This is a genomic window from Streptomyces sp. NPDC049879, from assembly GCF_044461265.1.
GTDB lineage: Bacteria > Actinomycetota > Actinomycetes > Streptomycetales > Streptomycetaceae > Streptomyces.
The window spans coordinates 553916-565248 of the sequence record NZ_JBITKT010000005.1; the positions used below are offsets into that span (position 1 = coordinate 553916).

The window sequence follows — 11333 nt, forward strand, 5'->3', positions numbered from 1 at the left end:
ATGCCCACGCAACCGGGACTTCGGGAAGCGGTGGCTATGCTCGACGCATGGCCAGGCCACGCCCCTCCGAGCCGCGCACCGCCCAGTCCGCCGCCAGGGGACGCTGGTTCACCCTTCGCAGGCGCACGGCCACGGAAAGCGCCGGTGAGCAGGCCGCCGAACGCGAGCACGCCACCACGCCCGCCCCGCGCAGCGCGCGGCAGGAACTGGCGGGCGAGGCCGCCGCCGAGGCGGCGGTGGCACAGGTCGCCGAGGCGGCCGAGGCGGGCGACACCGGCGAGCCCGTCTTCCCCACGCCGGGCGACACACGGGCCGCCGCGTTCTTCGACCTCGACAACACGGTGATGCAGGGCGCGGCGATCTTCCACCTCGGCCGCGGGCTGTACAAGCGGAAGTTCTTCCAGAAGCGCGAGCTGGCGCGGTTCGCCTGGCAGCAGGCGTACTTCCGCCTCGCCGGGGCGGAGCACGCGGGCCACATGCAGGACGCGCGGGACAGCGCGCTCGGCATCGTGCGCGGCCACAGCGTCGAGGAACTCACCGCGATCGCCGAGGACATCTACGACGAGTACATGGCCGCCCGCATCTGGCCGGGCACGCGGGCCCTCGCCCAGGCGCACCTCGACGCGGGGCAGCGCGTCTGGCTGGTCACGGCCGCGCCGGTCGAGACGGCGCGCATCGTCGCCCGCCGCCTGGGGCTGACGGGGGCGCTCGGCACGGTCGCCGAGTCCGTGGACGGCGTCTACACCGGCCGCCTCGTCGGCGAGCCGCTGCACGGTCCCGCCAAGGCGATCGCCGTGCGGGCACTGGCCGAGGCGGAGGACCTGGACCTGTCGCGCTGCGCCGCGTACAGCGACTCGGCCAACGACATCCCGCTGCTGTCGCTTGTCGGTTATCCCTATGCGATCAATCCTGACAGCAAATTGCGCGCGCACGCCCGGGAGATGGGCTGGCGGCTGCGGGACTACCGAACGGGCCGGAAGGCGGTCCGCGTAGGGGTCCCAGCGGCGGCCGGAGCGGGTGCCGTGGCGGGGGGCGCGATGGCCGCCCTCGCCCTGCAACGGCGCCGCCGCTAGCGCTTTCCCGCGCCGCGTACCGGGGTCGGCCGCAGGGCGGTGCCCCGCATTCCGAGTGCCTTACCCCGCGGCGGCGCCCGGCAGACCTCCGCACGGCCATTGATCAATCTCGGTCACGCGATCACACGCCCGATCACCAAGTGATCAGCTTTGGCATGGCGTATGCGTGGCGATGCGACCACAACGTGTCACAGATCAAAGCTATTCGGCGATTTTCGCAACTACGCGTAGCACCGTCAGCACGAAGCGTTATTCTCCTCAGACGCAATCCGGTCCCCAGCCGTTCCCAGCCAGGTGACGGGTGACGGACCCACCACTGCACGTGTTGGAAGCTTAAGCCTCTGGGAGTCCCGTGTACCCACACGTCGGGGTTGACGCCTCGGGCCTGGCTGCGCCGCGCTCAACGGTCCTCGACCGATTGCGCGCCCTCGTCCCCACCGCGTATGCCGTCCCCCCCCTCGCCGCCACACCAGTCCCCGTCCCCGCAGTCCCGGCAGTTCCCGCAGTCCCCGTACGCCCCCCCGCGCCCGCGGCCCCCGCCTACGCGCTCGCCGACCGGACCGCGGACGCCGGCGCCGTGGCGCAGTCCCCCGCACCCGCCCCGGCGGGACCGGCCACCGGCACCGCGGGCAGACGTGCCCGCTCCGGCGCCGCCGGCACCTCCACCGCCCGCCGCCCGGCGGCGGACAGCGACAGCCGCCGCATGATGGACCTGGTCGAACGGGCCCAGGGCGGCGAGGCGGAGGCGTTCGGCCAGCTGTACGACCACTACGCCGACACCGTCTACCGGTACATCTACTACCGCGTCGGCGGCCGGGCGACGGCCGAGGACCTCACCAGCGAGACCTTCCTGCGCGCGCTGCGCCGGATCGGCACGTTCACCTGGCAGGGCCGCGACTTCGGCGCGTGGCTGGTCACCATCGCGCGCAACCTGGTCGCCGACCACTTCAAGTCGAGCCGGTTCCGCCTCGAAGTGACCACCGGCGAAATGCTCGACGCGAACGAGGTCGAGCGCAGCCCCGAGGAGTCCGTCCTCGAGTCCCTCGCCAACTCCGCCCTGCTCGAAGCCGTCCGCAAGCTCAACCCGCAGCAGCAGGAGTGCGTCACCCTGCGCTTCCTCCAGGGCCTCTCGGTCGCCGAGACCGCCCGGGTCATGGGGAAGAACGAGGGCGCCATCAAGACGCTGCAGTACCGCGCGGTCCGCACCCTGGCCCGTCTGCTGCCCGACGACGCCCGCTGAGCGACGCTTCCGGCACACCTCCGCACGCTTCGTGAGCAAGCTCCGCCAATCAGTCACATAATCTGCCAGCCGTAACCCGAGTGCCTGTCTGCTCGTTGTCGGGTTCGTGGGCTTCCCACAGCCGGGTCCTGGCCATGGCTTCTCACCCGTCCGGGTGGACATGGCCGGGACCGGAAACCTCTGCGCCGCGCAGGGAGTCGTCCTGGTGACGAGGAGCCCGCCTTGTGAAGAGAAGCAGCCTGTGACGAGAGGAGGTGCCGCCCGTGATCGGTTCCGTGTCGGCGAACCGCCGGGCCAACGCCTTCGCCCATCTCCTCGACGAACCGCGGCTCGCCGAGCCGCGGCCCGGGGACGCGGCGACGGCGGCGGACATCCCTGCGGACGCCCGCGAACAGGCCGCGCTGCTGTCGGTCGCTGACCGGCTCGCCGCGCTGCCGGGGCCGGAGCTGGCGCCCGATACCAGGGCCGCCCAGCGCGCCGGACTGATCGCCGCGATGCAGGAGGCGTTCGCCGGTGACCGCGCGGCCGAGAGCCCGCCGCGCCCCGAACAGGTCCCCGCCCAGCGCCGCGCCCGCGGCGGCCGGGGACTGCACCGCGCCGTCCAGGGCGGCGCGCTGGCCAGACTGCGGCCCAGGTCGCGGCTGACCAAGGGCCTCGCCGCCGGGGGGCTCACCATGGGCGTGGCCGCCGGTGCCTTCGGCGGCGTCGCCGCCGCCAGCACCGACGCGCTCCCCGGGGACACGCTCTACGGCCTCAAGCGCGGGATGGAGGACCTGAGGCTCGACTTCGCCGACGGCGACACGGACCGGGGCCGCGTCTACCTCGACCACGCCTCCACCCGGCTGCACGAGGCGCGCCGCCTCCTGGAGCGCGGCAGGTCGGGGCCGTTCGGGATCGACGACCTCGCCGAGATCCGCCGCGCCCTGTCCAACATGCGCGACGACGCCGCGGAGGGCCACCGCCTGCTCTCCCAGGCGTACGAGGCGGACGGCTCGCTCGGCCCGATGCAGTCGCTCTCCGCCTTCTCCGAGGGCCACCGGGCGACCTGGACGCTCATCCGGCGCCAGCTCCCCCCGGAGCTGCGGGACGTCGGCACGGAGGTCAGCCACGTCTTCGACCGCATGGACGACGACATCGCGCCCCTCCAGTCCCTCCTGCCCGACGAGCCGCGGGGCACGGCGGCCGCCGACGACCGCGGCGGCCCGCCCGCCCGTACGGACGCCACCGCGTCCGCGCCCACCGCCCCGTCGTCGCCCAGCCCCCCGAGCGGTGACGACAGCCCGGCGGCGGACCCGGACGAGCGGCGTTCCCCGGCGGAGCGGAACGGCCTCCTCGACGGCGTGGACCTGCTCGGCCCCTCGGCGGGCGCGCCGAGCGAGTCGGCCGGGCCCTCGCCGAGCGCCGAGCCGAGCACCCCGGGCACGGGCCTGCCGCGGCCGGACATCACGATCCCGCCGCTGGTGGACGACCTCCTGCCGGGGCTCGGCCTGGACGTCGGCGAGCGGGACACCGACTAGGCGCGCCGTCCGGTACGCGGGTGTGCCCTCCCCGGCCCTGGGGAGGGCACACCCGTCCCCGCCTCACTCCTGGGCGCGCGGTTCCTCCTCGCCCAGGGCCGCCGTCGCGTCGCGGAGCGCGCCGATGGTGCCGTCGATCCAGCGCCCGATCGTCCGCAGCTCGTCCTCGGTGAACTCCCCGGTCACCCGCGCCATGCGCTCGGCCAGCGGGCGCATCAGCGCGCCCATGGACGGGCCGTGCGCCGGTCCCGCCGCCAGCCGCACGCGCCGCCCGTCCGCCGCGTCACGGCGCCTGCTGACGTAGCCGAGCGCGACGAGGCGGTGGGCGATCTTGGTGACGGCGGCGTCGCTGAGCCGGGTCTCCGCCGCGAGCCGGCCGGGCGAGATCCCGGGGTTGCGGCTGATGAGGCCCAGGACCTTGTGCTCCGTCGCGTTGAGCCCCAGCCGGTCGGCGACGGCCTGGTGGAAGAGCACCACGCGCAGGCTCAGTTCGGCGCCGAGCGCCGCGCCGTCCGGCGGCCTGTCCTTCTCGGTGTCCACGGCGCGACCCTACGCCTTTTTCACTTCGGTGAAGAAAAACCCTTCACCAAAGTGAGATACCTGTGCTTGACTCGGCCCATGGTCAGCGCCCCCCGAACCGTCCTCGGCCGCGTCTATGCCGCCTCCCTCCTGGTCAACCTGCCGATCCTCGCCGTGCAGTCGCTGCCCCAGATGCGCAGCCGCGTCGGCTCCGAGACGACCATGGCCCTCTGCGTCACGGCGCTGTGCGCGCTGGTCGTGGCCGCCGTGGTCGTCGCACCCGAGGTCGCGGCCCGGGTGGCGCCCGGTGATGAACGGTGGCGCCCCGGCACGGCACGCGCCCGCGTACGCGCCTTGATACGGCACGACCGCCGGGCGTACGCGCGGCGGCTCGGCGAGTTCGTCGCGCTCTACATCGGCGCGCAGTGCGCCGGTGGCGCCCTCGCCTGGCTCGTGCCGCACATCGAGGACAACCCGGCCTTCGGCACCGACCCGGCCGCCGACCGCTGGATCTTCCACTACCCGGCGTTCGCCCTCCAGGCGGTCGGCATCTACCTCGTGGTCTGCCTGGCGACGAGCTGGTACGCGTGCCGCCTGCGCGCGCTCGCCCTCTCCGCCACCGCGAAGGATCAGGCGGGCGGCGCGCCCACGGCCCCCGCGGTCAGCGCCGCGAGCCGCTCCGCCGTCCCCGTGCCGGGCTCCGGCGTGTAGACGACGAGCAGCGTGTCCTCGTCGGACGGCGTCCGCAGCGTCTCGTACGAGAACGTCAGCTCCCCCGCCGTCCGGTGCAGCAGCCGCTTCACCCCGAACGTCTTCTCCGTGACCCCGTGGTCCGCCCACAGGCGGCGGAAGTCGTCGCTCAGCAGCGACAGCTCCTCGACCAGCGCCGCGAGTTCACCGTCGTCCCGGTGCCGCGCCGCCGCCAGCCGCAGGAACGCGACGCACTCGGCGGCCACCAGCGGCCACTCCGGATACAGCGTGCGGGACGCCGGGTCCAGGAAGCAGTGCCGCGGGATGTCCGGCGTCCCCGGCCCCATCCGGCTGAAGCCCATCACCGCGTCACCCGGCGCGTTCCACCCCAGGACTTCCATCCGGCGCCCGAGGACGAACGCGGGTGTCCCGGCCAGCGAGTCGAGCAGCAGCCGCAGCCCCGGCCGTACGTCCTGCACCGCCGGCACCCCAGCGCCGCTCCTGTCCGGGCGCGCCACCGCGTACAGGTACTCCCGCTCCGTCGCGTCCAGCCGCAGCACGCGCGCCACGGCGTCGAGCACCGCGTCCGAGACACTGAGCCCGCGCCCCTGCTCAAGCCGCACGTAGTAGTCCACGCTGACCCCGGCCAACTGCGCGACCTCTTCCCGGCGCAGCCCCTGCACCCGCCGCCTGCCGTACTCGGGCAGCCCGACATCGGCGGGCCGTATCCGCGCACGGCGCGACCGCAGGAAGTCCCCTATGTGCGCGTCCGTCGCCATGCGCCCGATCGTAGACCGCCCGGCCGACAGCCCAGACTGGTTCTGCCAGACCCAGGAAAACCATCCCCCTGCCTCCGCTCCCCGCGCCGTACGAGTGTGGTCCCCGCCGGACGGAACAACCCCCCGCCCGGCCCCGACTCCCCAGGAGACCACCGATGTCCTACGCCACCCTCGCCGGCCGCACCGCCCTCGTCACCGGAGCCGCCAGCGGCATGGGCGCCGCCACCGCGCGCGCCCTCGCCGCCCACGGCACCCGCGTCGTCCTCACCGCCCGCCGCGCCGACCGCCTCACCGCCCTCGCCGACACCGTCACGGCGCACGGCGGCCAGGCCCTGGCCGTCACCGCCGACGTCACGGACCCCGCCGCCGTACGGGCCGCCGCCGACCGCGCCCACGAGGCGTTCGGCCGTGTCGACCTCGTCGTCAACGCCGCCGGAGTCATGCTGCCCAACCCCGTCGCCGCCGGGCGCGCCGACGAGTGGCGGCGCATGATCGACACCAACCTCACCGGCGCCCTGACCGTCATCGGCGCCCTCACGCCCGACCTGGTCGCCGCCGCGGCCGACGGCGCGCCCGCCGACCTCGTGAACATCTCCTCGATCGGCGCGCACATCCCGTTCCCCGACTACGCGGTCTACGGCGCGACGAAGGCCGCGCTCACCTACCTGTCCCAGTCGCTGCGCACCGAACTGGGCCCGCGCGACGTGCGCGTCACCAACATCGAGCCGGGCCTCACCGAGTCGGAGCTGGCCGGGCACGTCGACAACGCCCGGCTCGCCGGCCAGCTCGACGGCATGGCCGACGCGTTCGGCACCCTGTCCGCCGACGACATCGCCGACCTGGTCGCGTACACCGTCAGCCGCCCCCGGCACGTCAACCTGCGGCAGATCGTCGCCCTGCCCACCCGCCAGGCGTGAGCGCCCCGCCGCCCCGCCCTCAGAAGAAGACCGAACGCCGCCCGACCAGCAGCTTGTACAGCGTGTGCTGGATCGTCTCCCGCACCTGGTCGGTCAGCTGGAACATCAGCATCGGGTCCTCGGCCGCCTCGGCGGGCCGGTCCCCGGTCTCGATCGGCTCGCCGAACTGGATCGTCCACTTCGTCGGCAGCGGCACCGCGCCCAGCGGCCCCAGCCAGGGGAACGTGGGCGTCACCGGGAAGTACGGCAGCCCCAGCAGCCGCGCCAGGACCCGCGAGTTCCCCACCATGGGGTGGATCTCCTCGGCGCCGACGATCGCGCACGGCACGATCGGCACGCCCGCCCGCAGCGCCGTCGCGACGAACCCGCCCCGCCCGAACCGCTGGAGCTTGTACCGCTCGGCGTACGGCTTGCCCAGGCCCTTGAAGCCCTCCGGCATGACGCCCACCAGCTCGCCCCGGTCGAGCAGCTCCCTGGCGTCCTCGGCGCAGGCGAGGGTGTGCCCGGCCTTGCGCGCCAGCCCGTTCACCACCGGCAGCCGGAACACCAGGTCGGCCGCCAGCAGCCGCAGGTGCCGCTCCGCCGGGTGCCGGTCGCGGACGGCGACCTGGAGCATCAGGCCGTCCCAGGGCAGGGTGCCGGAGTGGTTGGCGACGAGGAGGGCGCCGCCGGTCGCGGGCACGTTCTCGATGCCGCGCACGTCCACCCGGAAGTACTTCTCGAAGAGGGGCCGCAGCGCCGTCATCAGCACCTCGTCGGTGAGGTCGCGGTCGAAGCCGAAGTCGTCCACCTCGTAGTCGCCCGTGACCCGCCGCCGCAGGAACGCCAGCCCCCGCGCCAGCGCCCGGTCCAGCCCGTCCCCCGCCCCCGTACGGTCCTCCCCGCCAGGCGCGGCGCCGTCCGCGACCCGCTGCTCCCGCAGCCTGCGGGTGCCCTCCTGGATCGGGATGACCTTCGCGTCAGCCATGGCGCAGCGCCCCTTCGATACGGTCGACGGCCCGCCCGAGCAGGGCGGGCGGCAGCAGCCCGGGGCCGTGGACGGACGCGAAGTCGGCGAACGCCCCGGCGGTGGAGTACTCCAGCGGCCCGCCCGTCGCGGCCAGCAGCGCGTCGGTCCGCACGACACGGCCGTACGTCAGCGTCCTGAACAGCTCGCCCGACACCCCGTGCACGCCCAGCGCCCGGGCGCCGGGCCCGAGCCAGGGCGTCAGCGACCGCAGGACGGGCACGACGGGCCTTCCGAGCCGCCGCGCGGCCTGCGACAGCAGCAGGACGCCCTCACCCGCCACGTTGTACGCGCCGGGCCCCACGGCGCCCGGCCCCTCGCCGCGCACCGCCCGGCACAGCACGTCGACCGCGTCCTGCTCGTGCACGAACTGGAGCCGCGGGTCGTAGCCGAGGACGGTGGGCAGCACCGGCAGGCGGAAGTAGGCGGCGAGCGGGGTCTCGGCGCCGGGGCCGAGCACGTGCGCGAACCGCAGCACGGTCACCGCGACATCGGGGCAGCGCCGCGTGAAGCCCCGTACGTATCCCTCGATCTCCACGACGTCCTGCGCGAACCCGCCCCCGGCGGGGGCGGCGAGGCGGCTGGCCTCGTCCGCGACCGCCGGATCGCGCGGCGTGCTCCCGTAGACCTGGGTGCTGGACGCGACGACGACCCGGCGCAGCGTCGGGATCTTCTGGCAGGCGCCGAGGAGTTGGAGCGTCCCGAGGACGTTGATCTCCTTGGCGGTCGCCCGCCCGCCGCCGTGCGGCCCGGACGACGCGTGCACGTCGAGGTGCACCACGGTGTCCACCGCGTGCTGCGCGAGGACGGTGACGACGGAGGGCTGCCGGATGTCGGCGCGGACGAAGCGGAACGATTCCGCGTCCTCGGGCAGCCGGTCGGGCGGCACGGCGTCCACCCCGACGACCCGCAGTTCCTCACGGTCGTCCTGCTCCCGCAGGAGGCGGCGGACGAACCGGCCGGCGAGCTGCCGGGCGGCGCCGGTGACGAGCACGGTCCTGCCCACGAGACCCCCCTGCCCCAGGCTTCAGGGTCCCAAGCGTACGGCCCTCCCGTCGCCGTTCGGACGGGAGGGCCGGTCAGCGGCGCTCGCTCACTTCTTGTTGCGGCGCTGAACGCGCGTCCGCTTGAGCAGCTTGCGGTGCTTCTTCTTCGCCATCCGCTTGCGCCGCTTTTTGATAACAGAGCCCACGACTACCCTCGCTCACTTCGCTTTCCCGGTGCGGGGCGTCGGAGCCCACACGACCTACATGGGGCCAGCCTACCGGTCACCGAGTGGTGCGGGTTAATCGAGGGGTGCGGGAATCCCCCGGCCGCGGCGGCACGCCCGTCACCGCTGTGCGCGATTACGGCGGTCACCGCGGTCCGGGTGGCATTTCCCGGCTTCCCTGCTCTCTGCTTCCCTGCGTGCGGGCTTACGCGCTTTCGACGCCCACGAACGATTCCCGGAGGTACTCGTGGACGGCCTGCTCGGGGACCCGGAAGGACCTTCCCACCCGGATCGCGGGCAGATGACCGGCGTGCACCAGGCGGTACACAGTCATCTTGGAGACTCGCATCACCGCGGCGACCTCCGCCACGGTCAGGAACTTGGCCTCGCTTAGAAGCCTTTCAGCAGCCATGTCACACCTGACCTTCCGCACATGTCGGACACCGGCTTCCCCTCCGGTGACTCCCTCTCGCATGTGCGCTCCTCCCCAGGTTAGGTGCGGGTGATGCGAGTGGGGAAGAGGTGCCGCAACCACCCTTTTACTACGAGGGGGCTCTTACCGTGACAGAGAAGCCCGATTGAACACATAGCGCGTGGGCGGCTCGCGAAGATCGACGTGCGCCGTCCACAGCGTTCACACAACACGTTCAACTGCCTTGTGCGCCCCTTGTGCTGACGATGCGCCACCCTGCGCGGCACGCGGCGGCCGCCGTCACCCACGGGGCTGACCTGCGGATCGGCCGCACCCCAGGGCAAACGCGGCCCAACGGCCCGCCTCCGCGGCCCGCCGCGCGTACGGCCGCCGCCGTCCGGCGAGCGCCCCCGCGCACCGGCGCACGACCACCGCCGCGCATATGCCGCGCGCATGACCCGACCCGTGCGCGACCCGGTCCTCGACCACCGCCTGCGTAGGCGGAATAGGGTCGCTATGTCGACAGTGGACGCGTGCATCGGGCTGAGCCGGCCTGCGCTCGGTGGCCAGGAGGGTCCGGCGCCTGGGTGTGGACCGCCCGCTGTCCGTCAGGGCAGGAGCCCGTGTGCGGGGTAGACGGCGCCCCGTGTGGCCAGGACGGCCTGGTCGACGGCGCTGGCCGGATCGTAGCCCGCCGTCCAGGGACGTGGTGCCGGCGTCCGGCCGTCGGTCATGCGCCGCGGCCCCTGCTGGCGGGTCAGCGCGTAGACGGTCCGCAGCCACTCGTCGGGCACCAGGGTGCCGGGTTCGAGGGGGCTGTGGGCGGCGATGGCGACGAGGTGCGTCCAGCTGCGCGGCACGACGTCGACGACCGCGTACCCGCCGCCGCCGAGGGCGAGCCAGCGTCCGTCGGCGTACTCGTGGGCCCAGCTGTGGCAGGCGTCGGCGGCGGCGCGCTGCGCGTCGAGGCTGAGGGTGAGGTTGCTCTGCCAGTCCTCGAAGTGGGAGTCGGCGCCGTGCTGGCTGACGAGGACCTGGGGGCGGAAGGCGGCGAGGAGTTCGGGCACGGTCGCGTGGAGGGCCCGGAGCCACTCGGCGTCGGATGTGCCCGCGGGGAGGGCGACGTTCACCGCGGAGCCGTCCGCCCCGCCGCCGCCGGTCTCGGAGGGCAGTCCGGTGCCGGGGAAGAGCGTGCGGGGGTGCTCGTGGAGGGAGATGGTGAGGACGCGCGGGTCGTCCCAGAACGCGGCCTGTACGCCGTCGCCGTGGTGGGCGTCGGTGTCGATGTACGCGACGCGTTCGACACCCAGCTCCAGGAGGCGGGCAATGCCCACGGCGGCGTCGTTGTAGACGCAGAACCCGGAGGCGGCGCCGGGCATGGCGTGGTGGAGGCCGCCGGTGAAGTTGACGGCGTGGGCCGCGTCGCCGTTCCAGACCGCTTCGGCGGCGGCGACGGTCTGCCCCGCGATGAGCGCGGCGGCCTCGTGCATGCGGGGGAACGCGGGGGTGTCCTCGGTCCCGAGGCCGAACGACTCGTCGGCGTCCCGGGGTCGGGCCCCGGCGCGCTTCACGGCCGCCAGGTAGTCGGCGTCGTGGACCAGGCCGAGCGTGAACTCACCGGCCTGCGGGGCCGCGACGACGTCGAGCCGGCTGTCGAGCCCGAAGGCCTCGATCAGCCGCATGGTCAGCACGAGCCGGACGGGGTTCATGGGATGCGTCGGACCGAAGTCGTATCCCATGACGTCGGGATGCCACATCAGTCGCGTTGTGCCGCTCATGGACGCCACATTATCGCCCGCCCGCACACCGCCCGGCGGCGGCACACAAATGCGAGTAGGGCCCGTTGAGGTGTCAACGGGCCCTACTCTTTCAATAATTGTCCGGCGGTGACCTACTCTCCCACACGGTCCCCCATGCAGTACCATCGGCGCTGGAGAGCTTAGCTTCCGGGTTCGGAATGTAACCGGGCG

12 protein-coding genes and 1 rRNA gene are annotated in these 11333 nt (G+C 73.7%); 5 read left to right on the forward strand and 8 right to left on the reverse strand.

All coding sequences use genetic code 11. The features are described 5' to 3' along the window. Positions 1-47: 47 nt before the first annotated feature. The 3 genes from ACIBPC_RS20695 to ACIBPC_RS20705 all read left to right on the forward strand — a co-directional run bounded on the left by ACIBPC_RS20695 (position 48) and on the right by ACIBPC_RS20705 (position 3830). Positions 48-1073, forward strand: a complete 1026-nt coding sequence (locus tag ACIBPC_RS20695) for an HAD family hydrolase (protein WP_398846542.1) — start codon at positions 48-50, stop codon at positions 1071-1073. 352 nt (positions 1074-1425) lie between these two features. Then, positions 1426-2313 carry an ECF subfamily RNA polymerase sigma factor, BldN family gene (locus ACIBPC_RS20700; protein ID WP_362965759.1) on the forward strand — a complete coding sequence of 296 codons (888 nt, stop codon included), beginning with the start codon at positions 1426-1428 and terminating at the stop codon, positions 2311-2313. A gap of 263 nt (positions 2314-2576) precedes the next feature. Continuing rightward, positions 2577-3830, forward strand: coding sequence for a DUF5667 domain-containing protein (locus tag ACIBPC_RS20705; protein ID WP_362965761.1), 1254 nt, complete (start codon positions 2577-2579; stop codon positions 3828-3830). A 63-nt stretch (positions 3831-3893) separates the two neighbouring features. On the opposite strand, the gene ACIBPC_RS20710 is transcribed toward ACIBPC_RS20705, so the two are convergent. Continuing rightward, the gene (locus ACIBPC_RS20710) at positions 3894-4370 is read right to left on the reverse strand and encodes a MarR family transcriptional regulator (protein WP_398846544.1); all 477 of its coding nucleotides are present in this window, start codon (positions 4368-4370) and stop codon (positions 3894-3896) included. A 78-nt stretch (positions 4371-4448) separates the two neighbouring features. On the opposite strand from ACIBPC_RS20710, the gene ACIBPC_RS20715 reads away from it, so the two are divergent. Next, positions 4449-5060 (forward strand): hypothetical protein, encoded by a 612-nt coding sequence (locus tag ACIBPC_RS20715; protein WP_398846546.1) that lies wholly within the window; start codon positions 4449-4451, stop codon positions 5058-5060. On the opposite strand, the gene ACIBPC_RS20720 is transcribed toward ACIBPC_RS20715, so the two are convergent. Then, the gene (locus tag ACIBPC_RS20720) at positions 4979-5818 is read right to left on the reverse strand and encodes a helix-turn-helix domain-containing protein (protein WP_398846548.1); all 840 of its coding nucleotides are present in this window, start codon (positions 5816-5818) and stop codon (positions 4979-4981) included. The two genes, ACIBPC_RS20715 and ACIBPC_RS20720, sit on opposite strands and share 82 nt — an antisense overlap. A gap of 155 nt (positions 5819-5973) precedes the next feature. Here ACIBPC_RS20720 and ACIBPC_RS20725 point away from each other — a divergent pair, with 155 nt between their 5' ends. Further along, the gene (locus ACIBPC_RS20725; protein ID WP_398846550.1) at positions 5974-6735 is read left to right on the forward strand and encodes an SDR family oxidoreductase; all 762 of its coding nucleotides are present in this window, start codon (positions 5974-5976) and stop codon (positions 6733-6735) included. 19 nt (positions 6736-6754) lie between these two features. Here ACIBPC_RS20725 and ACIBPC_RS20730 read toward each other — a convergent pair whose 3' ends face one another. The 6 genes from ACIBPC_RS20730 to rrf form a co-directional block, all read right to left on the reverse strand. Next, positions 6755-7702 (reverse strand): lysophospholipid acyltransferase family protein, encoded by a 948-nt coding sequence (locus tag ACIBPC_RS20730; RefSeq protein WP_362965772.1) that lies wholly within the window; start codon positions 7700-7702, stop codon positions 6755-6757. Beyond that, positions 7695-8747, reverse strand: a complete 1053-nt coding sequence (locus ACIBPC_RS20735; RefSeq protein ID WP_398846552.1) for an NAD-dependent epimerase/dehydratase family protein — start codon at positions 8745-8747, stop codon at positions 7695-7697. The genes ACIBPC_RS20730 and ACIBPC_RS20735 overlap by 8 nt, the downstream gene beginning before the upstream one ends. 87 nt (positions 8748-8834) lie before the next feature. Continuing rightward, positions 8835-8933, reverse strand: a complete 99-nt coding sequence (locus ACIBPC_RS20740; RefSeq protein ID WP_003948845.1) for a 30S ribosomal protein bS22 — start codon at positions 8931-8933, stop codon at positions 8835-8837. 223 nt (positions 8934-9156) lie between these two features. Further along, positions 9157-9363, reverse strand: a complete 207-nt coding sequence (locus ACIBPC_RS20745; protein ID WP_052849337.1) for a helix-turn-helix domain-containing protein — start codon at positions 9361-9363, stop codon at positions 9157-9159. Positions 9364-9971: 608 nt separating this feature from the next. Further along, complete coding sequence (locus ACIBPC_RS20750) at positions 9972-11141, reverse strand: acetoin utilization protein AcuC (RefSeq protein ID WP_362965776.1); 1170 nt, start codon at positions 11139-11141, stop codon at positions 9972-9974. Positions 11142-11241: 100 nt separating this feature from the next. Further along, positions 11242-11333, reverse strand: a 5S ribosomal RNA gene (rrf, locus tag ACIBPC_RS20755); the annotation flags it as partial.

What these genes read in the sequence shown, in the direction of transcription:
- ACIBPC_RS20715 (WP_398846546.1), top strand. Translation starts at nt 4,449, where the DNA reads ATGGTCAGCGCCCCCCGAACCGTCCTCGGCCGCGTCTATGCCGCCTCC.
- ACIBPC_RS20695 (WP_398846542.1), top strand. Translation starts at nt 48, where the DNA reads ATGGCCAGGCCACGCCCCTCCGAGCCGCGCACCGCCCAGTCCGCCGCC.
- ACIBPC_RS20750 (WP_362965776.1), bottom strand. Translation starts at nt 11,141, where the DNA reads ATGAGCGGCACAACGCGACTGATGTGGCATCCCGACGTCATGGGATAC.
- ACIBPC_RS20720 (WP_398846548.1), bottom strand. Translation starts at nt 5,818, where the DNA reads ATGGCGACGGACGCGCACATAGGGGACTTCCTGCGGTCGCGCCGTGCG.
- ACIBPC_RS20745 (WP_052849337.1), bottom strand. Translation starts at nt 9,363, where the DNA reads ATGGCTGCTGAAAGGCTTCTAAGCGAGGCCAAGTTCCTGACCGTGGCG.
- ACIBPC_RS20725 (WP_398846550.1), top strand. Translation starts at nt 5,974, where the DNA reads ATGTCCTACGCCACCCTCGCCGGCCGCACCGCCCTCGTCACCGGAGCC.
- ACIBPC_RS20730 (WP_362965772.1), bottom strand. Translation starts at nt 7,702, where the DNA reads ATGGCTGACGCGAAGGTCATCCCGATCCAGGAGGGCACCCGCAGGCTG.